The 24,105-nt window shown below is 73.7% G+C and carries 19 protein-coding genes; 6 read left to right on the plus strand and 13 right to left on the minus strand.

Annotation, left to right across the window (positions count from 1 at the left end; genetic code table 11):
- The first annotated feature begins 28 nt into the window (after window positions 1-28).
- Window positions 29-1,024 carry a lipoyl synthase gene (lipA, locus tag O7614_RS25045; RefSeq protein WP_278140892.1) on the plus strand — a complete coding sequence of 332 codons (996 nt, stop codon included), beginning with the start codon at window positions 29-31 and terminating at the stop codon, window positions 1,022-1,024.
- A 53-nt stretch (window positions 1,025-1,077) separates the two neighbouring features.
- Window positions 1,078-2,736: a hypothetical protein gene (locus tag O7614_RS25050; protein ID WP_278140893.1), complete on the plus strand. Its 1,659-nt coding sequence runs from the start codon at window positions 1,078-1,080 to the stop codon at window positions 2,734-2,736.
- A gap of 45 nt (window positions 2,737-2,781) precedes the next feature.
- Here O7614_RS25050 and O7614_RS25055 read toward each other — a convergent pair whose 3' ends face one another.
- Both O7614_RS25055 and O7614_RS25060 read right to left on the minus strand, forming a co-directional pair.
- Window positions 2,782-5,679 carry a helix-turn-helix transcriptional regulator gene (locus O7614_RS25055; RefSeq protein ID WP_278140894.1) on the minus strand — a complete coding sequence of 966 codons (2,898 nt, stop codon included), beginning with the start codon at window positions 5,677-5,679 and terminating at the stop codon, window positions 2,782-2,784.
- A 155-nt stretch (window positions 5,680-5,834) separates the two neighbouring features.
- On the minus strand, window positions 5,835-6,005 hold the full coding sequence (locus O7614_RS25060; RefSeq protein WP_269682985.1) for a hypothetical protein: 171 nt from the start codon (window positions 6,003-6,005) through the stop codon (window positions 5,835-5,837).
- 207 nt (window positions 6,006-6,212) lie between these two features.
- On the opposite strand from O7614_RS25060, the gene O7614_RS25065 reads away from it, so the two are divergent.
- Window positions 6,213-6,899, plus strand: coding sequence for a DUF4191 domain-containing protein (locus O7614_RS25065; protein ID WP_130403179.1), 687 nt, complete (start codon window positions 6,213-6,215; stop codon window positions 6,897-6,899).
- Window positions 6,900-7,314: 415 nt separating this feature from the next.
- On the opposite strand, the gene O7614_RS25070 is transcribed toward O7614_RS25065, so the two are convergent.
- Window positions 7,315-7,713 carry an RDD family protein gene (locus tag O7614_RS25070; RefSeq protein ID WP_278140895.1) on the minus strand — a complete coding sequence of 133 codons (399 nt, stop codon included), beginning with the start codon at window positions 7,711-7,713 and terminating at the stop codon, window positions 7,315-7,317.
- A 262-nt stretch (window positions 7,714-7,975) separates the two neighbouring features.
- Between O7614_RS25070 and glnA (O7614_RS25075) the strand changes: the two genes are divergently transcribed.
- Entirely contained in the window at window positions 7,976-9,400 is a 1,425-nt protein-coding gene (gene glnA / locus O7614_RS25075) for a type I glutamate--ammonia ligase (RefSeq protein WP_278140896.1), read from the plus strand.
- Window positions 9,401-9,581: 181 nt separating this feature from the next.
- Here glnA (O7614_RS25075) and mptB (O7614_RS25080) read toward each other — a convergent pair whose 3' ends face one another.
- The 5 genes from mptB (O7614_RS25080) to O7614_RS25100 form a co-directional block, all read right to left on the minus strand.
- Entirely contained in the window at window positions 9,582-11,006 is a 1,425-nt protein-coding gene (gene mptB, locus O7614_RS25080) for a polyprenol phosphomannose-dependent alpha 1,6 mannosyltransferase MptB (RefSeq protein WP_278142374.1), read from the minus strand.
- A gap of 92 nt (window positions 11,007-11,098) precedes the next feature.
- Window positions 11,099-12,499, minus strand: a complete 1,401-nt coding sequence (gene mptB / locus O7614_RS25085) for a polyprenol phosphomannose-dependent alpha 1,6 mannosyltransferase MptB (RefSeq protein WP_278140897.1) — start codon at window positions 12,497-12,499, stop codon at window positions 11,099-11,101.
- 48 nt (window positions 12,500-12,547) lie between these two features.
- Complete coding sequence (locus O7614_RS25090; RefSeq protein ID WP_278140898.1) at window positions 12,548-14,164, minus strand: hypothetical protein; 1,617 nt, start codon at window positions 14,162-14,164, stop codon at window positions 12,548-12,550.
- Window positions 14,157-17,177, minus strand: coding sequence for a bifunctional [glutamine synthetase] adenylyltransferase/[glutamine synthetase]-adenylyl-L-tyrosine phosphorylase (locus tag O7614_RS25095; RefSeq protein ID WP_278140899.1), 3,021 nt, complete (start codon window positions 17,175-17,177; stop codon window positions 14,157-14,159). Before O7614_RS25095 ends, O7614_RS25090 begins: the two co-directional genes overlap by 8 nt.
- Window positions 17,177-17,944, minus strand: a complete 768-nt coding sequence (locus O7614_RS25100; RefSeq protein ID WP_278140901.1) for a type 1 glutamine amidotransferase — start codon at window positions 17,942-17,944, stop codon at window positions 17,177-17,179. The genes O7614_RS25095 and O7614_RS25100 overlap by 1 nt, the downstream gene beginning before the upstream one ends.
- A gap of 90 nt (window positions 17,945-18,034) precedes the next feature.
- Between O7614_RS25100 and O7614_RS25105 the strand changes: the two genes are divergently transcribed.
- Complete coding sequence (locus tag O7614_RS25105) at window positions 18,035-18,979, plus strand: LD-carboxypeptidase (protein WP_278140902.1); 945 nt, start codon at window positions 18,035-18,037, stop codon at window positions 18,977-18,979.
- 54 nt (window positions 18,980-19,033) lie between these two features.
- Here O7614_RS25105 and O7614_RS25110 read toward each other — a convergent pair whose 3' ends face one another.
- The gene (locus O7614_RS25110) at window positions 19,034-19,921 is read right to left on the minus strand and encodes a virginiamycin B lyase (protein WP_278140903.1); all 888 of its coding nucleotides are present in this window, start codon (window positions 19,919-19,921) and stop codon (window positions 19,034-19,036) included.
- A gap of 183 nt (window positions 19,922-20,104) precedes the next feature.
- Between O7614_RS25110 and O7614_RS25115 the strand changes: the two genes are divergently transcribed.
- On the plus strand, window positions 20,105-20,656 hold the full coding sequence (locus O7614_RS25115) for a hypothetical protein (RefSeq protein ID WP_278140904.1): 552 nt from the start codon (window positions 20,105-20,107) through the stop codon (window positions 20,654-20,656).
- Between the two features lie 56 nt (window positions 20,657-20,712).
- On the opposite strand, the gene O7614_RS25120 is transcribed toward O7614_RS25115, so the two are convergent.
- The 4 genes from O7614_RS25120 to glnA (O7614_RS25135) form a co-directional block, all read right to left on the minus strand.
- A complete protein-coding gene (locus O7614_RS25120) occupies window positions 20,713-21,078 on the minus strand; it encodes a VOC family protein (RefSeq protein ID WP_278140905.1) in 366 nt (121 codons plus the stop codon).
- A gap of 150 nt (window positions 21,079-21,228) precedes the next feature.
- Complete coding sequence (locus tag O7614_RS25125) at window positions 21,229-21,921, minus strand: WYL domain-containing protein (protein WP_278140906.1); 693 nt, start codon at window positions 21,919-21,921, stop codon at window positions 21,229-21,231.
- Window positions 21,922-21,957: 36 nt separating this feature from the next.
- Entirely contained in the window at window positions 21,958-22,383 is a 426-nt protein-coding gene (locus tag O7614_RS25130) for a DUF350 domain-containing protein (RefSeq protein WP_196919021.1), read from the minus strand.
- An 89-nt stretch (window positions 22,384-22,472) separates the two neighbouring features.
- Complete coding sequence (gene glnA, locus O7614_RS25135) at window positions 22,473-23,822, minus strand: type I glutamate--ammonia ligase (protein ID WP_278140907.1); 1,350 nt, start codon at window positions 23,820-23,822, stop codon at window positions 22,473-22,475.
- Window positions 23,823-24,105: the final 283 nt, after the last annotated feature.

Below are 24,105 nucleotides of genomic sequence, written 5' to 3' on the forward strand. Positions count from 1 at the left end.
ACCCGCCGTCCGGCGTAGGCTCGTTTTCGTGACGATCGAGCACTCCGCGCCGACGACCGGCCAGGCAGCGCGTACCGCAACGGCGGCCCCCGAGGGGCGGCGCCTGCTGCGGATCGAGGCGCGCAACGCCGAGACGCCGATCGAGCGCAAACCGCCATGGATCAAGGTCAAGGCCAAGATGGGGCCGGAGTACACCCAGTTGCGCGGGCTCGTCTCGCGCGAAGGGCTGCACACCGTCTGCCAGGAGGCCGGCTGCCCCAACATCTACGAGTGCTGGGAAGACCGCGAAGCCACCTTCCTCATCGGTGGCGACCAGTGCACCCGGCGCTGCGACTTCTGCCAGATCGACACCGGCAAGCCGGCCGAGTTCGACGCCGACGAGCCGCGTCGCGTCGCCGAGTCGGTGGTCTCGATGGGCCTGCGGTACGCCACCATCACCGGCGTCGCCCGCGACGACCTGCCCGACGGCGGCGCGTGGCTGTACGCCGAGACCGTCCGGCAGATCCACGCCCTGCAGCCCGGCTGCGGCGTCGAGCTGCTGATCCCGGACTTCAACGCCGTCCCCGAACAGCTGGCCGAGGTCTTCGGTTCCCGCCCGGAGGTGCTGGCGCACAACGTGGAGACCGTGCCGCGCATCTTCAAGCGCATCCGCCCGGCGTTCCGCTACGACCGCTCGCTGGACGTGATCCGGCAGGCCCGCGCCGACGGCCTGGTCACCAAGAGCAACCTCATCCTGGGCATGGGCGAGGAGCGTGCCGAGATCTCGCAGGCGCTGCGCGACCTGCACGACGCCGGCTGTGAGCTGATCACCATCACCCAGTACCTGCGCCCCTCCCCCCGGCACCACCCGGTGACCCGCTGGGTCAAGCCGGAGGAGTTCGTGGAGCTGCGCGAGGAGGCCGAGGAGATCGGCTTCGCCGGGGTGATGAGCGGGCCGCTGGTGCGCTCGTCGTACCGGGCCGGCCGGCTCTACCAGCAGGCCATCGACGCCCGCGCCGCCGCGTCGGTCGTCACCGCCGGCTGACCCACCGGCAGCGCCGCACGGACCGTGCGGCGCCCGGGTGTCATGATCGTGCGATGACCGCCGGGGTACGCGAGCAGCCGCGCGACGCAGGTCGTCCGCGGCCCGTCGCACGCCTCGGAGTGCCCGGCTGGCTCACCGCGTTGGCCGTGCTCGCCGGCGTGGGTTACCGACTCTGGTTGCTGGGCCACGCCGCGCCGCCCACCAACAGCGACGAGGCCACCATGGGGTTGGCCGCGCTGCACATCGCCCGGGGCGAGGGCTTCCCGGTCTGGTTCTACGGCCAGCAGTACATGGGCACGCTGGAGGCGTACCTGGCCGCGCCGGTGTTCGCACTGGGCGGTGGGCCGTCGCTGTTCGGGCTGCGACTGCCCACGCTGGCGCTGTACGCGCTGTTCCTGCTGCTGGCCTGGCGGTTGACGCTACGGCTGACCGGGGACCGGTGGTTCGGGCTGCTGGTGGTGGCGTTGCTGGCGCTCGGCTCCGACCGGATCGTCAAGAACCAACTCATCGCCGGTGGCGGCTACCCCGAGATGAACGCGGCCGGGGCCGCGCTGGCGGTGCTCGCCGTGGACCTGGCCACCGGCCGGTCGAGGTGGCGGCTCGCGCGCTGGGCGGCATGGGGCTTCCTGGCCGGCCTGATGCTCTGGGTCGACCCGCTCGTGCTCCCGTACGTGGTGGCGACCGGGGCGGTGCTCGTCGGGTTCCGCCGGCGGGAACTGTGGGGTGCGGCCGGGGCGCTGCTCGGGGCTGCGGCAGTGCTGGGCGCCGCCCCGCTGCTGCTGCACAGCCTGCTCAACGGACGCAACCCGCTGCATGCGGTGCTCGCCGCCAGCGGCGCCAACGCCACCGCCGGCTGGGTCGACCGGCTGCACGGCGGCCTGCTGCTCGGCCCGTCGCTGGGGATGGGCTTCTGCGACCCCGGGCGATGCGCCACCTGGCAACTCTGGTGGGCGCTCGCCCTGCCGCTGCTGCTGGCCCTCGGTGGCCTCACCGCCTGGCGGGCACTGCGCTCGCCCGCCCCGGCCGACTCTGCCGGCGCTTCGGGCTCTGCCGGCGCTGCTGAGTCTGGCGTGTCGCCCCGGGTGGCGGCGGCGGCCCGGCTGGCGCTCGTGCTGGCCGCCGTGGTGACCCTCGGGGCGTACACGGTGAGCAGTTCCGCCGGGCTCACCCCGGTGGAGAGTTCCCGCTACCTGTCCTGCCTGCTCATCTCCCTTCCGGTGCTGCTCTGGCCGGTGTGGACGATGGCGCGACACGGGCTCCGCCCGGCGGCGACCGGCCGGCGCGGCGTCTCCACGACGCTGGCCCGTCCGGTCGCGGTGGTGGTGCTCGCCGCAACCCTGGGCACCGCCGCCCAGGCCACCTGGCGGTCAGCGCAGACCGCACCGGCGACCCGGGCCGCCGAGGCCCGGCACGCCGAGTTGGTGCGCACCCTGCGTCAGCTCGGCGTACGGCAGGTGCGCGCCGGCTACTGGACCTGCAACCGGCTCACCTTCGCCACCGCGGAGCAGGTTGTCTGCGCCGTGGTCGACGACGCGCTGCGCCCCGGTTTCGACCGCTACCCCGCGTACCGGCGGGAGGTGGACCGGGCGGCGGCGCCAGCCTGGGTCGCGCCGGCCGGCTCACCGCTGGCGGACGTGCTGGACGAGCGGCAGCGCGCGGGCGGCCTGGACCTGGTCACGATCGACGGCTGGCGGATCTACCTGCCGCGGTGACCTCGCCGGGTGAGCGTGGGTGCGGCAACACCGGCCCGGTGCGCGTCACTGCGATCCGGCCGGCCCGGTGAGCAGGCCGAGGCGGTGGGCCAGCGCGGCAGCCTCGACCCGGTTGGTCACGCCCAGCTTCGCGATGATCCGGGAGACGTGCACGCTTGCCGTCTTCGGGGAGATGAACAGCTGTTCGCCGATCCGGCTGTTGCTGTGCCCCTCGGCGACCAGTCGCAGCACCTCCCGCTCGCGGGCGGTCAGCAGGTCGGCGCCCGCCCCGCCCTGCCCCGGGGTGCGCAGTCCGACCCGCCGCGCCAGGGTGCCGGCCGCCTCGACCAGCGGTACCGCCCCCAGTCGCCGACCGATCTCGGCGGCCTCGCTGACCGCCGCCGCCGTCTCGTCGCGCTCCCCGGCGGCGGCAGCCGCCTCGGCCAGCGCCACCAACGCGCGACCCAGCGGATAGGGCTGCCCGTCGGCCCGCCACGCGTCGACCGCCGTGCGCCACGCCGGCAACGCCTGGTCGCCGACCGCGAGCAGCGCGGTGACCTGGGCGGCGTGGGCCCGCGCCGCCGGGTGTCGGGCGGGCAGGTCGGTGGCGAGCGCCGCCACCGCCACCGCAAGGTCGCGGTCACCGACCCGGGCTGCGGTACGCGCGACGGCGCTGAGCACCGGCCAACCTTCCCGGGGCAACTGCGGAAGGCTCCCGTCGGCGACGGCGACGCGGGCGGCCCGTACCGCCTCGACCTTGTCGTCGGTGGCCAACGCGGCCTCGATCGCCAGCTCGTGCAGGGGCAGGCGGTGGTTCGGCCACAGGTAGGGCCGGCCGAGGAAGGTGAGGGCCCGCTCGACCACCTCGTCGGCGCCCGGGTGGGCGCGGGCCAGCCGCAGCCCGGCGCTCAGCTGGAGCCAGTGCAGCCCGGTGACGCCGGACAGGTCGATCCGGGCGGCCTCCGCGCACACCGCCTCGGCCTCGTCCCACCGCCCCAGCGCGATCAGCGCCTCGGCCCGGTTGGACAACAGGTACGCCCCGGTGGAGCGGCTGATCCCCACCCGCCGCGCTTCGGTCACGCCGGCCTCGGCAGCCTGCGCGGACTCGGCGTAGCGGCCCAGCTCGCAGAGCATGTCCGACTCGAACACCAGGGCGAGCACCAGGGTCGGGGCGTCCCCCGCCGCACGGGCGGCGGCGGCCGCCCGACCCAACTCGGCCAGCCCTCCGACCAGGTCTCGCTCACCGTGGCAGAGCAGCGCGATCCGCGTCGACAGGAGGGCGGAGTGTTCACCGAGCGCCTCGGCGTCCACGGCAGCCTCGGCTGCCACCCGGGCCGCCTTCTGCGGGTCGATCTTGACCAGGTGCGCGGCGATGTCGGCCAGCAGCCGGGCACGTTCCGCACCCCGTGGGGCACCGGCCGCGAGCCGGTACGCCTCATGCAGCTCCCGGCTGCCGTCACTCTTGCCGAGCAGGGCCATCAGTCGACCCCGCTGGTCCAGCAGGCGGGAGGCACGCAGCGGCGCGGCGTCGGCGTCCACCTCGGCCAGCCCGGCCCGGGTCAGGGTGATGGCCCGGCTGAAGTCGCCTGCGGTGACCGCGGCGTCCAGGGTCTGCTCCAGCAACGCCAGGTGGTCCATGCCGAGCAGGTCGGCGGCGTCGGGCACCAGCTCCCACAGCTCCAACGCCCGCTCCAGCAGGCGGCGCTGCTCGGCGTACGCGTACCGCTCGGCGGCGGCACCCGCCGCGGCCCGTGCCGCGACCAGGGCCCGCGGGTGGTCGTGCGCGGCGTGCCAGTGGTGGGCTATCTCGGCCGGGGCCCGCCCGGCGGCGACCAGGTGCGGCTGCGCCTCGATGGCAGCGGCGAAGCGGGCGTGCAGCCGGGCGTGCTCACCGGGCAGCAACTCGTCGTGTACGGCCTCGCGGACCAGCGCGTGCCGGAACTCGTAGTCGCCGTCCCGGTCGACCACCACCAGCTGCGCGGCGACGGCGGCGCGCAAGGCGTCCTCCAACTCGGCCTCGGGCAACCCGGCGACCTCGGCGAGCAGATCGTGGGCGAACCGGGTGCCCCCGGCTGCGGCGATCCGCAGCACCCGCTGGGCCGGCTCGGGGAGGCGCTCCACCCGGGCAAGCAGCAGGTCGCGCAGCGTCTCGGGGAGCGCCGCGCAGCCGATCGGGTCACCGGCGACGGCCAACTCCTCGATGAAGAAGGGGTTGCCCTGGGTACGGTGGTGGACGTCGTCGACGGCCCGGGCGGAGGGCTCGGCGCCGATCAGGTCGGCGAGGATCGCGCCGGTGCCGTCGCGGTCCAGTCGACCCAGCTCGACCCGCTCGACCCCGCGGGCCCGATCCAGCTCGGCGAGGAACGGGCGCAGCGGGTGCCCGCGCTGCAACTCGTCCGTGCGGTAGGTGCAGACCAGCAGCAGCCGGCCCGGCCGCGCCGCCCGGACGAGGAAACCGATGAGGTCCCGGGTGGAGCGGTCGGCCCAGTGCAGATCCTCGATCACCAGCACCAACGGACGCGCGTCAGCCAGCCGCTGGAACAGCTCGGCGACCAGGTCGAACAGGTAACCGCGCGGAGCGTCACCGAGCGGGACGGCGCGCGGGCCGGCCAGCGCTGCGGACGCCCGGCCCAGCTCCGGCAGCAGCGGCGCGAATTCCGCCTCGTAGCCGGCGAAGACCTCGGGGCCGTCGGCGCGGAGCACCGCGCGCAGCGCGGCCGCGAACGGAGCGAACGGCAGGCCCGCCTCGCCCAGCTCCAGGCACTGCCCGACGAGCACCCGGGCCGCGCCGTCGACGGCCCGGCCGGCGAACTCCTCCAGCAGCCGGGTCTTACCCACACCCGCCTCGCCACCGACCAGCACCGTGGTCGGCTCCCCGGCACACGCCCGGCGCAGCGCGTCACGCAGTGCCACGGTCTCGCGGTGACGCCCGACGAGGACGGAGCTGGCGGCGCGTACGGTCACGGGTTCGAGCATGCCATGACGGCCCCCGCCGCCCGGTCCCCCGCCGTCCGGCCGAAGCCCGGACGGCGGGGTCGGTTCGAGTCGACCGGCCGGTGCGGCGAGCGGGCTCGGTCGGTGACCCGGCTCGACCACGGCGGCCGGTGCGGCGGGGGCGGTCATCGGCGGGCGTCGCCGGTGCGGCCGGCCTGCCTACGCCGACCCAGCCAACCTCTGCTGACCGGCCGTGACAGCGACCGGGCGAGCCGGTCCGCCGCCGCATCGGCGCGCAACTCGGCCGCGTGGGAACGGTGCAGGGTGAGCAGGAAGTCTGCGTCGTTGCCGAACATGTGGGACTCCTTCGTCGTGTCGTCGTCCTCTGCTGACGACTCTTCGCGCGAAGGCCCCACCCGGGCATGGGCACGACGCCTCATCTTCGCGGCCGGCACCCTCCTTACACGTCCGGTCCGGGCGCCTGAGGCGACGTAAGGTACTCAGTTGCCCCGGCACCCGGACGCGGATCAACGGGGCAGGCGGCGACCACTAGACTCTGCGGCATGGCAAAGCCCCAGGAGAAGGTCTCGTTCGGCCAGCGGCTGAAGCAGATCGGGATGGTGTTCCAGTTCACCGCCAAGCAGGACCGGTGGTTCGCGCCGCTGGTCGCCGCGGCGGTGCTGATCCCGCTCGCCCTCACCGTGGTCGCGGTCATCTTCTGGGGCTGGATCTGGCTGCCGCTGGGCATCCTGTTCATCCTGCTCGCGGTGCTGATCGTGCTCAACCTGCGGTCTAACAAGGCGATGATGAACGCCGCCGAGGGGCAACCCGGCGCGGCGGCGCAGATCATGGAGAACATGCGCGGCGACTGGCGGGTGACCCCGGCGGTCAGCTCGACCACCCAGATGGACATGGTCCACCTGGTGATCGGCCGCCCCGGCGTGATCCTGCTGGCCGAAGGCAACCCGCAGCGGGTGCGCGGCCTGCTCGGGCAGGAGAAGCGGCGGCTGTCCAAGGTGATCGGCTCCGCTCCCCTGCACGACTACGTGATCGGGCAGGAGGAGGGCGAACTGCCGATCCGCAAGCTCCGGACCACGCTCCTACGCCTGCCCCGCGCCCTCTCCGGCAAGGACGTCAACTCGCTGGACAAGCGGCTCAAGGCGCTCACCGCGCGACCGCAGATGCCCAAGGGTGCGATCCCGAAGAACATGCGGCCGCCGGGCGCCTTCCGCCAGTCGCGGGGTCGCTGACCCCTCCGCCGTACGCCGACAAGAGCCGGACCCGTGCGGGCCCGGCTCTTTCGCGCCCTCGCGCCCTCGCGCCCTCGCGCCCTCGCGCCCTCGCGCCCCGCGCCCCGCGCCCCGCGCCCCGCGCCCCGCGCCCCGCGCCCCGCGCCCCGCGCCCCGCGCCCCGCGCCCCGCGCCCCGCGCCCCGCGCCCCGCGCCCCGCGCCAAGATCATGCACAAACCAGGAAGTAGTGGCCTCACCAACACACCGACACCACTACAACAAAGAACGAGCACGATCTTGGGGTCGCCGAGGCAGGTCTAGCAACGATCTTGGGGTCGCCGAGGCGGGCTCGGCCGCCTGGGGGCGCAGCGGCGGGCTCGGCCGCCTCGGGGCGCAGCGGCGGGCTCGGCCGCCTCGGGGTCGCCGAGACGTCGGTCAGCCGCGGGGTGCGTCGACGATGACCGAGTCGGCAAGCCGGTCGTGCAGGCCCCGACGGTGCTCGTCCATGATCAGCGCGGGGACGACGAGGGCCAGCAGCAGGCCCCGGATCAGCCCTCGGAGCACTCCGATCCGGCCGCCGTCGTGCCAGTTCACGCAGCGGACCTTCGTGATGTACATGCCGGGCGTCTGGGCGAACAAGCCGAGGAAGAAGCCGTAGACCAGCACCAGCACCAGCACCGGAGCCCAGCCGTCGCGTACCGGGTCGGCGAAGAAGTTGGACACCAGCAGGCAGAGCACCCAGTCGATGATCAGCGCCCCGAAACGTCGCCCGAGGGTCGGCGGGGTGAAGGTGGGGTCGGTGGCCGGCGCTGCCGGGGGGTGCGGATTGGTCACAGCGGTCAAGGGTATCCGCGCCGGGATGAGGGCTTGGCGAGTGCCGCCGCCACTGTGTGCCGATTCAGGCCAATCACATCAGATGTCATTAGACTGGCACAGTCGCTGCGGCGTTCACAGCGGGCCGAGGCGTCGACGAGAGCGTCGCCGACGCCACTCGCGGGACGTAACACGGCAGAAACAACGGAGACACGACCGGGCAACCCCCCGGCCATAGCGTCGCCAGAAGCCTAGCCACCCAGTGGACGTGCCAGGAGGATGTGTGTTCGCCAATCCCGAGGAACTGCTGCGATACCTCAAGAACGAGGACGTGAAGTTCGTCGACGTTCGTTTCTGTGACCTGCCCGGCGTGATGCAGCACTTCAACCTGCCGGTCGAGTCCGTCAACGACGACCTCTTCACTGACGGCCTCGCGTTCGACGGTTCGTCGATCCGCGGTTTCCAGGCGATCCACGAGTCGGACATGCTCCTGCTCCCGGATGTCGCCACCGCGTTCATCGACCCGTTCCGGGCGCAGAAGACTCTCGCGCTCAACTTCTTCATCCACGACCCGTTCACCCGCGAGGCCTACACCCGCGACCCGCGTAACGTGGCGAAGAAGGCCGAGGCGTACCTGGCGGCCAGCGGCATCGCCGACACCGCCTACTTCGGCGCCGAGGCGGAGTTCTACATCTTCGACTCGATCCGCCACGAGACCTCGGCGAACCAGTCGTTCTACTACATCGACTCGATCGAGGGCGCCTGGAACACCGGCCGCGAGGAGGAGGGCGGCAACCGGGGCTACAAGACCGCGTACAAGGGCGGCTACTTCCCGGTGCCCCCGGTCGACCACTACGCCGACCTGCGCGACTCGATCGTGCGCCGGCTCGTCGACACCGGCTTCACCGTGGAGCGCTCGCACCACGAGGTCGGCACCGCCGGGCAGGCCGAGATCAACTACAAGTTCTCGACGCTGCTGCACGCCGGTGACCAGCTCCAGCTCTTCAAGTACATCGTGAAGAACGAGGCCTGGGCCAACGGCAAGACCGCGACGTTCATGCCCAAGCCGCTGTTCGGTGACAACGGCTCCGGCATGCACACCCACCAGAGCCTCTGGCTCAACGGTGAGCCGCTGTTCTACGACGAGACCGGCTACGCCGGCCTGTCGGACACCGCCCGCTGGTACATCGGCGGTCTGCTGCACCACGCGCCGTCGCTGCTGGCCTTCACCAACCCGACGGTCAACTCGTACCGCCGCCTGGTGCCGGGCTTCGAGGCGCCGGTCAACCTGGTCTACTCGCAGCGCAACCGGTCCGCCTGCACCCGCATCCCGGTGACCGGCAGCAACCCGAAGGCCAAGCGCGTCGAGTTCCGCGTTCCGGACCCGTCGGCCAACGTCTACCTGGCCTTCTCGGCCATGATGATGGCCGGCCTGGACGGCATCAAGAGCAAGATCGAGCCGCCGACGCCGATCGACAAGGACCTCTACGACCTCCCGCCGGAGGAGTGGGGCGACGTCAAGCAGGTGCCGGGCTCGCTGCCGGCCGTGCTCGACTCCCTGGAGGCCGACCACGACTACCTGCTCGACGGCGGCGTCTTCACCCCCGACCTGATCTCCACCTGGGTCGACTGGAAGCGCGCCAACGAGGTCGACCCGGTGCGCCTGCGCCCGACCCCGCACGAGTTCGCCATGTACTACGACTGCTGAGCAGTCGCATCGCACACCGGCCGGGCCGGCTCCGCTCACCGCGGAGCCGGCCCGGCCCGTCTCACACCCCCGACCGCGCCGCGCCGCGCCGCGCCGCCGCAAGTTCCGCGCAGTTTCGGGGATGTTGCTGCCTCCGATGCGCTGAAGGCAGCACTTTCCCCGAAGTTGGGCGGATCTTGGGCTAGGCCCGAGCCCGTCGGAGTACCAACACGAGCATGGTCAGGAGCAGGGCCGTCATCGCCAGCGCGCCGGGGGCCTTGGTGAAGCGGGCCAGGTTGGTGCCGTCGGGCAGGGCCAGGAAGGCCGCCACGGCGGCCGGGAGCGCGTACCACGTCGTCCGTAGGGCGGTCAGCGCGAGCAGCGCCAGCGGCCAGGTCGCGTACCAGGGATGGAAGACCGGGGACAGGACGACAGTGGCGACCAGCGCCAACGCCGCGCCGTGCAGCACCACCCGCAAGCGCTCCGCCGGAGGACACGCAATCTCGTTCAGCCTGCGCAGGTGCCGCCAGGATCGCCACCAGAGCACCACCAGCACCCCCACGAGCAGCAGCAGCGCGACCGCCCGTGTCACCGGCACCGCCTGCGGGTCCCGGCCGGCCAGCGCGCCGGCGTAGTCCACCACGAAGCCGACGGCGGTGGGCGGCGACGTCCACTGCTCGGAGTCACCGCTGTGCGTCAGCCCGCCCACCCAGCCGAACCCGAGACCGGACAGCACCGAGGTGACCAGCACCGCGCCGACGAGCCCTCCGGCCAGCCAGCCGCCGTCGCGCACCAGCGCCCGCACTGTGTACGGGCGCCGCACCCCGGCGAGCACGGCGAACGGCACCACCACCACGGCAGTGGCCTTCACCGTGACCGCCAGCCCGAGCAGCGCTCCGGCCAGCAGCAGCGCCGCCGGCCAACCCGGTCGCCGGATCGCCACCAGCAGCCCGCAGAGCAGCAGACCCAGCATCACCGCGTCGTTGTGCGCCCCGGCGATGAGGTGCACGCCGACCAGTGGCCCGGCCAGCGCCAGCCAGGCCGCCCGCCGGGTCGGCACCCCGACTGCCCTGGCCAGACCGGGCAGGCAGAACGCGGCCAGCAGCAGCCCCGCCACGGCGATCACCCGCAGCATCACCAGCGTGCCGGTCAACCCGCCACCGAGGCTCACCGCGAACGCCGCGAGCAGGACGAACACCGGCCCGTACGGTGCTGCGGTGTCCCGCCAGATCGGCGCGACCGTGTCCACCCACGGGCAGCCGGCCGCCGCCACCCCCACCGCGTACGGGTCGACGCCGTGCGCGTACGTCCAGCCCTGGCAGGCGTACGAGTAGACGTCCCGGCTGCCCATCGGGGGCGCGACCAGCAGCGGCAGCGCCCACAGCCCGGCGGTGACGTACGCCCACCCTGTCGACGGGGCACCGTCGCGCAACGACCACCACGCGCCGACCAGCAACGCAGTGCCGACCAGCCAGCAGGTCAGCGTCGCCGGGCCGTCCGGGGCTCGCCAGATCGACGCCGGCGTCACGCCGAGCGGGGCGTCGGGCAGCGCCCCGCCGAGGTGTCCGGCCACGGCGAGCAGGACCGCGCCGGCCAGGCCGACGTACCGCGCACCCGACGCCGCCACCGAACCAGCCGCCACCACACCAGCCGGGCCGAGCGAGTCCGGCGGGCCAGACGAGCCAGGCGGGCCGGGAGTGGTCACCGGCGCACCTTCCCTCAGTCGGCGGCGACCGGCTGGCGGGTCGCCCGAGCCGACCGTACCAACCGGACGACCACCACGATCACCAACAGCGTCATCAGCGGCGCCCCGACCGTCTTGGTGTAGCGGGGCAGACCGGTGCCGTCCGGCAGGATCAGGAACGACGCGACAAGGGCGACCACGACGAACCATCCGGTACGCCGGGCGGTGGCGGCCAGCACGAACAACGGCCACGTCCAGTACCAGGGGTGCACCACCGGCGAGAGCGCGATCGTCACGGCGAGCGCGAGGCCGGCGTAGAACAGCGGGTCCCGGGTGCGGGCCCGCCACCAGAGCCAGACGAGCAGGGCGGCCAGCAGCACCACGGCGATCCCCCGGGTCACCGGCACCGCGTCGACGTGACCGCCGAACGGCACCGCGAGGTAACCGATGGTCTGCCCGATGGCGGTGGGCGGGGAGGTCCAGGCGATGGCGGCGCCGCCCTGGGACAGCCCGCCGATCCAGCCGAAGTCGAGCCCGCCGGCGACCGTCACTCCCACGACGGCGGCGACGGCCCCGCCGACCACCCAGCCGCCGTCGCGGATCAGGGTCCGGATCCGGTACGGCCCGGCGGTGGCCGCGAGCGCGGCGAACGGGACCACCACCACGGCGGTGACCTTGATCGCCACGGCGACGCCGAGGAGCAGCCCGCCGACCAGCAGCATTCCGCGCCGGCCCGGGTGGGAGGCCACCACGGCCAGCCCTCCGACCAGCGCGGCGAGCATCAGTATGTCGTTGTGGGGACCGCCGATCAGGTGGGCGGCGACCAGCGGGCAGCCCAGCGCCAGCCACACCGCCCGGCCGGCCGGAACCCCGGCCCGGCGGGCAAGCACCGGCAGCGCCCACGCGGTCACCGCCACGCCGACCAGCGAGAGGGCACGGAACAGCACGATGCTGGCGTTCAACGATCCGGTGACCTCGACCACCGCACCCGCGATGAGCACGAACAGCGGCCCGTACGGCGCCGGGGTGTCCCGCCAGATGACGGAGACCGTGTCCAGCCAGGGGCAGGGCAGCGCGGAGACACCGTGCTCGTAGGGGCTGATGCCGCCGGCGAAGCTGGCGCCCTGGCAGGCGTACGCGTACACGTCGCGGCTGCCGAAGGGGGGCGCGACGAGCAGCGGCAGCAGCCACAGTCCCACGGTGACCAGCGCCCACCGGGTCGACGGCACTCCGTCGCGCAGCGCCCACCAGGCGTACGCCAGCAGGCCGGTGCCGACCAGCCAGGCGGCCAGGACCAGTGGCCCGTCGGGGCCCTGCCAGATGCTGACCGGGGTGCTGCGCAGCGGGCCGCTGGGGAAGGCTCCCCCGAGGAACGCGGACAGCGCGAGCAACGTCGAGCCGGCCAGGCCGGTCCAGCGCGCGAGGTGGGAAGGCACGCCCGACATGCTGCCAGCACCCCGGCCCGGGGGCGACGGCAGGCACCGTCAGCAGTGCCGGGTGGGGGCCAGACTGCTGGAGATCGTGTAGTCGCCGGCCGAGCGGACCCGCACCTCGGTCCACCCGTCCGGGCCCTGTCGCACGCAGCCGTCCGGGCCGCTCAGCGACAGCCAGCGTGACCACCGCACCCGCACCGGCACGTCGCCGGGCGCGGCGGTCAGGCGGACCGAGCCCCGGTCGCTGGCGACGAGCCGGCCGGGTGCGCCGACCAGCGGCGTCGGGTCGGCCACGGCGTACAGCCGCCAGGTCGGGTCGCGCCAGACCTCCCGCAGGTACGGCAGGCCGGCGCGGATCAACGCGGCCTCGTCCCGACCCCACCGGTCGGCGGGAGCGTCCAGGGCGATCGCCACGTAGGTCACCGCCTCGTCGTGGAGCCACCGCTGGTAGGTCTGCGCGCTCAGGGTGCCGTCGTAGAACAGCGCGTGGCGATCGCTGTCGACCTGGCGTTCCCAACCACGGGCCAACGGCACCGTCGGTGGCAGGTACGCGGACTCCCAGTGGTCGCGCAGCGGCACCACCTCGACCCGTCCGACGGGCTGGCGGCGTTGCAGTTCCTCGACGAGCGGGCGGTGGAACGCCGGCGCGCTCTCCGGGGCGCCGGCCCGGGTGACGTCGCTCGTCATCACCGGGGACTGCCACCACACCGTCGCGGCGAGCAGCCCGGCCAGCCACGGGCCGGGCAGCGGCGCGTACCCGGCCAGCACGGGCAGCGCGAAGAGCAGCGGCAGACGCAGCGCGTTGGAGCCGATCGGGCTGGGCACGTAGTAGGCCCCGACCAGGAGCAGCACGGTGAGTACCGCGCCGACCCGCAGCACCCGGCGGCGGCGCGGCAGCAGAACCGCCACCAGCACGGCGAGCGCGACGTTGATCCGCATCGACTCGGCCGAGTACGGCTGGGTGCCGCCGTTGCCGAAGAGGACCGCGATCGGCGCCAGGGTGACGATCGGCGCCAGGGCCAGGACGAAACCCTCCGCCAGTGGACCCTCGGCCCGCCATCCACCGGCCAGCGCACGCCCCGGTCCGTCGCCGCGTCGCAGGGCGGCCAGCAGCAACGCCGCGCCGGCCAGCCCGGTGAACAGGCCGGCGACCGGACTCGCCGCCGTCGCCAGGGCAGCGCAGCCGGCGGCGAGCGCCAACCGGACCGGACGCGGTGGGCGTTCGGTGCTGACGGCGCAGAGGGCCAGCAGCCCCAACGTCAGCCCGACGGCGAAGGTGATCCGTCCGCTCGCCAGGTTGCCGACCAGGACCACGGCACCGAGGACGCCGGCCAGCAGTGGGCGTCGGGCCCGGTTCCGGACGAACAGCCAGGCCAGCGCGAACGCGCCGAGCACGGCGGCGAGTGCCCCCAGTGGACGTACCCCGACCAGCGCGCCCAGCCGGGCCGTGAACAGGCTGTAGCCGTACTGGTTGACGCCGCCGTACCAGCCGAGGTCGATCGGCGTCGCACCGTAGCGGTCGGCGAACTCGGCGCGGGCCACCTGCGCCGCGAGGTCGGTGCCCATCCGCGGCGCGACGAGGAACGCGACGGCGAGCACCACCGCGACACCGGTCGCCGCCGCCCAGCCGGTGCGCCGCCCCACCGTGCGGGGCGACGCGTCAGGCATCGAGGACCCGTTCGGTAGCGGCGCGGGAGCGTCGCCCGACGCGCAGGTACTCGTCGAGGAACTCCCCCGGATCGTCGCGGCCGAGCAGCCGGACCACGCCGGCCAACTCCACGCCGTGCCGGGGCAACTGGTCACCGGCCCGACCCCGGACCAGCATCAACGCGTTGCGGACCTGCGCGGCCAGGGACCAGCCGGCGGCCATCTCCACGGCGTCCGCCGGGTCGATCAGGCCGGCGTCGGCGGCGGCCGCGAGGGCGTCGAGGGTACGCGTGCCGCGCAGCGCCGGGATCGCGCCGGCGTGCCGGAGCTGGACGAGCTGCACGGCCCACTCCACGTCGGCGAGCCCTCCCCGGCCCAGCTTGGTGTGGGTGGCCGGGTCGGCGCCCCGGGGCAGCCGTTCGGTCTCCACCCGGGCCTTGATCCGCCGGATCTCGACGACCTGCTCACGGGTCAGCCCGTCGGCCGGATAGCGCACCGGGTCGATCATCGCCTCGAACTCGGCGCCCAGATCCGCGTCGCCACAGACGAACCGGGCGCGCAGCAGCGCCTGCGCCTCCCACACCCGCGACCAGCGGGCGTAGTACGCCGCGTACGCGGCGATGCTGCGCACCAGCGGACCCTGCCGGCCCTCCGGGCGCAGGTCGGCGTCGACGCCGAGCGGCGGGTCGGGCGCGGGCACGCCGAGCAGTCGGCGCAACTCCTCCGCGATCGCGTGCGCGGCGGCACTGGCGGCGCTCTCGCTGGTCCCGGCGGGTGGGTCGTAGACGAAGAGGACGTCGGCGTCGGAGAGGTAGTTCGACTCGTACCCGCCGAGCCGTCCCATGCCGATCACCGCGAACCGCAGCCCGTCCGGCGCGGGCTGGCTCGCCTGGGCGGCGCGCAGCGCGGCGGCCAGGGTCGCGTCGGTGACGCCGGCGAGTGCCGTGCCGACCTGGGTGATGTCGGACAGGCCGGGAGCCGGCCGGTTCGGGTCGTCCGGCCGGGCGGGGGTGGGTGCGAGCGAACCCGCGCGGCAGAGCACGTCGGCGCAGGCCACCCGGACCAGCTCCCGACGCCGCAGCGCGCGCACCGCGCTGGTCGCCTCGACCGGGTCGGTGTGCCGGCCCGCTGCCGCGAGGAATCCCTCCCGGAGCACGGCTCGGGAGCGCGGAACCAGCTCGTTCTCCTCGGCCAGCAGCCGCAGCGCCTCCGGGTCGCGGGCGAGCAGGTCGGCGACGTACCGGGACAGCGAGAGGACCCGGGCCAGCCGCCGGGCGACCGGGCCGCCGTCGCGCAGCAGGCGCAGATACCAGGGGGTGCTGCCGAGTTTGTCGGAGACCTTGCGGTAGTTGAGCAGCCCCCGGTCCGGTTCCGGCGCGTCGGCGAACTCGCTGAGCAGCACCGGCAGCAGGGTCCGCTGGATGGCCGCTGTGCGACTCACCCCGCCGGTGAGCGCCTGCAGGTGCCGCAGCGCCCCGGCCGGGTCGGCGAAACCGAGGATCTCCAGCCGGTGCCGGGCCGCCTCGGGGGTGAGCCGCAGCCCGTCGGCCGGCACCCGGGCCACCGACTCCAGCAGCGGCCGGTAGAGCAGTTTGGCGTGCAGCCGGCGTACCTCGGCGGCGTGGGTGACCCACTCGGCCCGGAAGCTCTCCACGGCGCTGCGGCCCGGCGTGGCCGTGAATCCCAGCGCGGCGGCGAGCCACCGCAGCGCGCCCGGCTCGGTGGGCACGGTGTGGGTACGGCGTAGGCCCTGTAGTTGCAGCCGGTGCTCGACGGCGCGCAGGAAGCGGTAGCCGCGCAGCAGCGCTTCGCCGTCGGCGCGACCGACGTAGCCGCCGGCGACGAGCGCGCGCAGCGCCGGGATGGTGCCCGGTTCCCGCAGCGTCTCGTCGCCGCGACCGTGCACGAGTTGCAACAGCTGGACGGCGAACTCGATGTCGCGCAGCCCGCCGGGGCCGCGCTTGATCTCGCGTTCCAGCTCTTTCGGCGGGATGTGGTCGATGATGCGGCGGCGCATGGCACGCACGTCCTCGACCGCCTCGGGCCGTTCGGCGGCCCGCCACACCAGCGGCGCGAGCTGGTCGATCCACTCCTGGGCCAGCGGCAGGTCACCGGCGGCCGGGCGGGCCTTGAGCAGCGCCTGGAACTCCCAGGTGCGCGCCCACCGCCGGTAGTAGGCGAGGTGGCTGGCGAGGGTCCGCACCAGCGGGCCACGGTTGCCCTCGGGGCGCAGCGCGGCGTCCACCGGCCAGGCGACCATCCCGCAGATGGAGATCAGCCGGGTCGCCACCAGGGTGGCGGCGGGCAGGTCGGCGTCCTCGGCGGCGACGAAGATGACGTCCACGTCGGAGACGTAGTTCAGCTCGCCACCACCGCACTTGCCCATCGCCACCACGGCGAGCCGGGGCCGCTCGGTGCCGTCCGCCAGCTCCGTGACCGCGATCTCGTACGCGGCGGCCAGTGTCGCGTCGGCCAGCGCGGAGAGCGCGGCCATGGTCTGCTCCAGGCCGCGCCCGCCGGTCAGGTCCGCGGCCGCGATCCGCAGCAACGCCAACCGGTACGCGGAGCGCAGCGCCGCCACCGGGTTGCCACCGTCGGTCGGTTCCAGCCGCCCCTCGGCGATCGGGGCGAGCCCGTCCGGGCCGGTGCGCAGCTCCGCGCAGTGCTCGGGGTTCGCCACCAGGTGGTCGCCGAGTGCCGCCGAGGCACCGAGCACCGCGATGAGTCGCCGTCGCAGCCCCGGGTCGGCGTGCAGCTCGGCGAGCAGCGGCGATCCGGCGTTGCCGTCGGTCGTGCGGCGTTCGGCCTCGACGATGCGGTGCAGCTGGCGTAGCGCCAGGTCCGGGTCGGCGGCCCGGGACAGCGCGGCGAGCAACTCCCCGGCCGGCTCGTCGGTCGGCTCCTGCTCCTGCGCCCGCCACAGCCGCAGCCCGTCCGGGCCGAGCAGGTCCGCGGCGCGTGCCCCGCCGTCACCGTCGGCGGTGCCGAAGCCGTAGCGGGCGAGCCGGCCCGGTGCCCTGGTCGGCCTGCTCATCAGTGCCCGAGCAGCGGCAGGCCGCGCCGCATCGTGCTGTCGTCCAGCTCGCCGAGTGCGAGGGCGGCGAACCGGGCGGCGAACGGTTGCCAGACCTCCTCGATGTCGGGCAGCACCGAGGCGCAGGCCGCCACCACCAGCTCCGGGTCGTAGCCCAGCTCGGCGAGTTGGGCCGAGTCGGTGGACCAGTCGGCGATCATGGCGGCGTCGCACTCGATGTGGAACTGCAGGCCCCAGGCCCGGTCACCGAGCCGGAACGCCTGGTGCGGGTAGCGGGTCGACGCGGCCAGCAGGGTCGCGCCCCGGGGCAGTTCGGTGATCTCGTCGGCGTGCCACTGGAGGACGTCCGGGATCAACGGCACGTACCGGAACAGCGGGTCGTTCTCGGCGGCGTCGCGTCGACCGACCACGCCGGGGCCGATCTCCGGCCCGGACGGGCTGCGCTCGACGAGGCCGGCGTGCGCGGTGGCGAGCAGTTGGGCGCCCAGGCAGACGGCCAGGGTCGGCACCCGGTGCCGGACCGCCTTGCGCAGCAGCCCCTCCACGGCCGGAAACCACGGTGCGCCGGGCGAGCCGTCCGGCAGCGGGTACGCCTGCTGGTCGCCGCCGAGCACCACCAGCGCCGCGTACCCCTCCAGGTCGGCGGGGAGTTCGTCGCCGGCGTGCGGGCGGACCACCCACAGCTCCAGCCCGGCCTCGGTCAGCCATTCGCCCAGCCGGCGGGCGTCATCCGTCGGGTCGTTCTCGATCACCAGCGCGGTTGCCACCCGTCGAGGCTAGCGGGTACGCCGCGTCGCGCCACGCCCCGCCACGGACCCGCGTGCTCGTGCTGCTGGGGGTGGTTAGGCTCTGCGGTTGTGATCAGCGAGGACGCCACCGCCGCCGTCCGCCCACCCGTGCTGGTGCCGGGTGACGCGGTGCTGCTGGTGTCGCCGTCCGGGCCGACCTCGCCGGAGCGGGTGGCCCGGGGCATCGAACTGCTCACCGGTTGGGGTCTGCGCCCGGTGCCGGCCCCGAGCGCGTACGCCCGCCACGGCTACCTCGCCGGCACCGACGACCTGCGCGCCGCCGACCTGAACGTGGCCTTCGCCGACCCGGAGATCCGAGGGGTGATCTGCACCCGGGGTGGGTACGGCGTGCAGCGGATCGTGGACGCCATCGACATGGCCGCCGTCCGTCGCGATCCGAAGGTGGTGGCCGGCTTCTCCGACATCACCGCGTTGCAGTTCGCGCTGTGGCGGGGCGCCCGGCTGGCCGGCGTGCACGGCCCGGGGGCGGCCTGGCGCGACGAGCGGACCCCGCTGCGCTCCGCCGAGTCCCTGCACGCGGCGCTGATGACCACCGAGCCGGTGACGATCAGCGCGGTGCCCACCGAGGAGACCTTCGACGTCCGCGTCCCGGGGCAGGCCACCGGCACCCTGCTCGGCGGCAACCTGTGCATGATCGCCGCGTCGATCGGCACGCCGGACCTGCCCGACCTGACCGGTGCGGTGCTGTTGATCGAGGACGTGCAGGAACCCCCGTACAAGGTCGACCGGATGCTCACCCACCTTCGTCGGGCCGGCGCGCTGGACGGGCTGGCCGGGGTGGCGGTCGGTCAGTTCACCGACTGCGGCGACGGCTGGGACACCACTATCGTCGACGTGCTCACCGAACGCCTCGGCGACCTGGGCGTGCCGGTCCTCGGTGGCCTCCCCATCGGCCACGGCCAGGACCAGCTGACGGTCCCGGTGGGCACCCGGGCGACAGTGAACACCGACACCAACACCCTGACGGCCGCTCCCGCCGTCTCCCCCCGGTGATCAAGAGGTTTGCGTCATCCTCGGCCCGGATCCTGACGTAAACGTCTTGATCACCTAGGCGGGCCGGGGCAGGTGGGCCACCGCGCCGGTTTCCAGGGCGGCCCAGATGCCGTCGGCGGTTCGGGTGATGCCGTGCGGCTCGGCGTTGGGAGTGGGCAGGTCGTGAGCGTCGATCCGGCCGGTGCCGTCGATGTGCCCGATCCGGTTGGCGCCCCACTCCGTGAACCACGCGCCGCCGGCCGGGTCGGCCGCGATCGCGTGCGGACGGGCCGCACGGTCCGGCAGCGGGAACTCGACGATCGCACCGTCCGGGGTGATCCGGCCGAGCTGACCGGCGGCGATCTCCACGAACCAGACGGCACCGTCGACGCCGAGGGTGATGCCGACCGGTCCGGCGTCCGCGGTGGGCAGCGGGTGCAGCGTGACCCGACCGTCGAGGTCGATGCGGCCGATCGCGTTCGCCTGGTTGAGGGTGAACCAGAGCGCCCGGTCCGCGCCGGCCGTGATCATCGACGCGAACCCGCCGGTCACCGGCAGCGAAAACGTGGTGAGCGTGCCGTCGGTGCCCACCCGGCCGATCGTGTCGGAGGTCATCCCGGCGTACCAGAGCGCGCCGTCGGCTCCGGCGGCGATGCCGCCCGGCCCGGTGCCGGCGGGCAGGGCGATGGTGCGCTGCTCACCGTCGACGTCGATGCGACCGATCCGGTCGTCGCCCGAGCGGGTGAACCAGAGCGCGTCGTCCGGCCCGGCCGTGATGATCAACGGGCGACCGCCGGCCGCGTCCAGCGGGTAGGTCCGGACCGCGCCGTCGACCCCCAGGCGGGCGATCGCGCCGGCGTGGACCAGCGTCAGCCACAACGCGCCGTCGGGGCCGGCCGTGATGCCGTACGGGCCGGCGCCCGGCTCGACGAGCGGTATCTCCCGAATCTCGGAGGTCGTCACGAGGCGTGATCCTTTCGTCGGGGATTTCCCACCCTGACCGCACCCACGGCGCCATCGCAACCGGTTTGTCCGGCTGGCGAGCGGAATTGCCAGCCCGCTGACAGGATCGCCATGGGTTGCACCCAGGCTCTCCGGTCACTGTCGGTGACGTCATCGCAGCACCAACGACAACCTGGAGGACCGATGTTCCGCACGATGTCGAAGAAGCACCTGCTGGCCAGCGTGGCCGCCGCCGGTGTGCTCGGCGTGGGGATCGCCGCCCCCACGATGGCGTTCGCCGCTGACGGGGGCACCCCGACGCCGAGCGCCAGCAGCGGCGAGCAGCGGCAGGACCGGCACGGTGAGTTCGCCGAGAAGCTCGCCCAGGAACTGGGCGTGCCCACCGACAAGGTGACCGCCGCGCTGCAGAAGCTCCGCGAGCAGCACCGGCCGGCCGATCGGCCGCAGCGCCCCTCCGCCGAGGACCGGAAGGCCGCCCTCAAGGAGCGGCTGGACCAGGCCGTCAAGGACGGCAAGCTCACCCAGGAGCAGGCCGACGCCATCACCGCTGCCGTCGAGGCGGGCGTCTTCCCCGGCCCGGGTGGCAAGGGTGGCCCCGGCCACCGGGGCGGCCCCGGTCACAAGGCCGGCCCCGCCGGTCAGGGCGACAAGGCTGGCCCGGGCAGCCAGGGCGACGAGACCGCCCCGAAGGGCTCCGACCAGCAGGACGCCCCCGAGGCCACGCCCGGCACCTGATCCACCACCGAGCCGATGTGGCGGTGTCCGTCGCCTGGACACCGCCACATCGGCGATCAGCCCTGGCCAGGCGGCGGTGCGAACACACCCACCCGGTTCCCCGCCGGGTCGCGCAGTTGGGCGCGGGTGAGGCCGGTCGGCGTCGTCCCCATCGGCACCAGCACCGTGCCGCCGGCCGCCTCGGCTCGGCGGCAGGTCTCCGCGACGTCGGCCACCTCCGCGTAGAACGTCGCGTAGCTGGCCGTGTCGCCGTCGGTGGTCCGGATCGCCCCGCCGATCCCGGTGTCGCCACCGGCCCCGGTGACGCGGTAGGACGGGCCCTGCTGCTCGAAGGTCCAGCCGAACAGTTCGCCGTAGAACCGTTCCACCTCGTCCGGCCGGTCGGTGCCGAACTCGAACCAGGTGATGGGCGTCGTGGACATCTACTGCCTCCATATTTCCCGAGCGGCCGTTCGGCCGTCGTCTGAAGCAGTCTCGGGGCCGTCCGCGACACCGTCCTGTCGGTGTTTCCGGATCACCTGAGGGGGTTTCGGTGCCGACGAAGACGCCGGACGAGCCGGGGCCGCCGCGCCTCAGACCAGGCTCAGCGGGCGGACCCGCCGGTGCGGGATGTCGAGGTCCGTCAGGCGCAACTCCCGCGACACCACCTCGGACAGCGACCGGACCGTCCGGATCCGGTCGGTGCGGAAGCAGCGCAGCTCGTCGCGCAGCCGACACCAGGCCACCAGATACCAGTGTCGGGTGTTGCCGAGGTAGCCCAGCGGCTCGACGTCGCGCAGCGACCCCGTGCCGCCGCGGTCGTCGTACCCGATGCGGAGCACCCGCCGTGCGGCGACCGCGTCGGCGACGATGGCCGGGACGGGCGTGGCCGGCCCGTCGCCGATCAGGTGCACCCGGCCGGCGAGACGGTGCGCGTCGGCGGCGTCGGCGGCCGGCAGCACCGCCACCAGCTTGCGCAGCGCGGTGCCGCCCGCCCCGGCGAACGGCGTTCCCGCGAGCCGGTGCAGCGCGACAGCCATCGCCACCGCCTCGGCCGCCGTGAGGTTGACCGGCGGCAGGGTGCGGGCGCGGTCCAGCACGTAGCCGCCGGTGCGCCCCGGCTCGGCCCAGATCGGCACCCCGGCCTCCTGGAGCGCACCGATGTCCCGTTCGATGGTCCGGCTGCTCACCTCGAAACGCGCGGCCAACCAGCGGGCACTGCGCGGACGCGGCGACACGGCCCGCAACTCCTCGACCAGGGCGTAGAGCCGGTCCGTACGGTTCATGCCCGGCACGCTACGGCCGGGGTACGACGAGCGCGCTCAGGCGATGCAGGCGCAGACGATCAACGCGGCCCCGAAGTGGGTGGCGGCGCTGACCCGGGCCGCCGGGTGCGGCTCGGGCGAACAGATGACCTCGCCGAGCTTGCCCGGGGTGAGCAGGTCCAGCACGACGAAGGCCAGCGCCATGATGGCCAGCCCGACCAGCCCGAACACCACGGTGGAGGCGAGCCCCTTGCCGAAGTCGCTGTAGCTGGTCAGGATCGCCGTGAAGACGATCCCGGCGATGCCGAGCTGGTTGGCGGCGAGCAGCAACCCGGCGTTGGCGTTGCGGTCGACCCAGATCAGGTCCCGCAGCCGGCCCGGGGTCAGCAGGTCGACCAGCCCGAACCCGGCCGCCATCAGCCCGACGCCCACGATCCCGAACACGACGCTCTGCCAGGCACCGCTGAGCAGATCCTCCAGCACCGACTTGCCTCCCGACTCTCCGCCCGGAGGGGTACCGGCGCGGTGATCGAGACGATAGCGGCAGGGCGCAACCGCGTCAGCCCCCGTGGCTACAGCGCCAGGTACCGCTGCCGCTCGTACGGGGTGACCTCGCGGCGGTACTGCTCCCACTCGGCCCGCTTGTTGCGCAGGAAGAAGTCGAAGACGTGCTCGCCGAGCACCTCGGCGACCAGCTCGGACTCCGCCATCACGTCGATCGCCTCGGCGAGGTTCTCCGGCAGCGCCTCGTACCCCATGGCGCGCCGCTCGGCGCTGGTCAGCGACCAGACGTCGTCCTCGGCGCCCGGCGGTAGCTCGTAGCCCTCCTCGATGCCCTTCAGGCCGGCGCCGAGCAGCACCGCGAAGGCGAGGTACGGGTTGGTCGCCGAGTCCAGTGAGCGGACCTCGACCCGGGCCGAGTTGGGCTTGCCGTACGCGGGCACCCGGACCAGCGCGGACCGGTTGAGGTGACCCCAGCAGACGTACGCCGGGCTCTCGGTGATCCGGTCGGGCAGGTGCTGCGGGAAGAGCCGCTTGTACGAGTTGACCCACTGGTTGGTGACCGCTGTGTATTCCCGGGCGTGCACCAACAGGCCGGCGATGAACGACTTCGCCACCTTCGAGAGCTTCATCGGGTCGCCACTGTCGTGGAAGGCGTTGCGCTCCCCCTCGAACAGCGACAGGTGGGTGTGCATCCCGCTGCCCGGCTGGTCGGTGAAGGGCTTCGGCATGAAGCTGGCCTGCACGCCGGTGGAGAGCGCCACCTCCTTGACCACGTGCCGGAACGTCATGATGTTGTCGGCCGTGGTCAGCGCGTCGGCGTAGCGAAGGTCGATCTCCTGCTGGCCGGGCGCGACCTCGTGGTGGCTGAACTCCACCGAGATGCCGATGCGCTCCAGCGCCAGCACGCCCTGGCGGCGGAAGTCGCGGGCCACGGCGTGGGTGGTGTGCTCGAAGTAGCCGCCGGTGTCGACCGGGGTCGGCACGGAACCGTCCTGCGGGCCGTTCTCCAGCAGGAAGAACTCGATCTCGGGGTGGGTGTAGAAGGTGAAGCCCTTCTCGGCGGCCTTGGACAGCCCACGGCGCAGCACGTGCCGCGGGTCGGCCCAGGAGGGCCCACCGTCGGGCAGCAGGATGTCGCAGAACATCCGGGCGCTCTCACCGCTGACCCCGCCCTCGAACGGGAAGACCTGGAAGGTGGTCGGGTCGGGCATGGCCACCATGTCCGATTCGAAGACCCGGGCGAAGCCCTCGATCGCCGAGCCGTCGAAGCCGATGCCCTCCTCGAAGGCCGCCTCCAACTCCGCCGGCGCCACCGAGACGCTCTTGAGCGTGCCCAGCACATCGGTGAACCACAGCCGGACGAACCGGATGTCCCGCTCTTCCAGCGTGCGGAGGACAAACTCCTGCTGACGGTCCACTTCCCCAACCCCTCGCGACGCTCATTTGTCCGCATTGGCCGGGCTGCACCCGGCCTGATCGCCCAGTCTTCCCGGGCCTGGTTACGCAGACGTTACGCGAACTGCCGCCGGCCGTCCCCTCACCTCCCGCCCGGCGGGCGCGTGCCCACCGCCGCACCGCCCGTGCCGCACTGCTCGGCGAGCCCACCGGCAAGCCCGGGCCCGATCGCCCGACGGCCGCGTCCGCCGCAGCGTGGCGGCCATCTCGTCCGAGGGGTGGGATGCGCCCGCGGATGCTGGGGCA

Source organism: Micromonospora sp. WMMD961 (genome assembly GCF_029626145.1).
In the GTDB taxonomy this organism is placed as follows: domain Bacteria; phylum Actinomycetota; class Actinomycetes; order Mycobacteriales; family Micromonosporaceae; genus Micromonospora.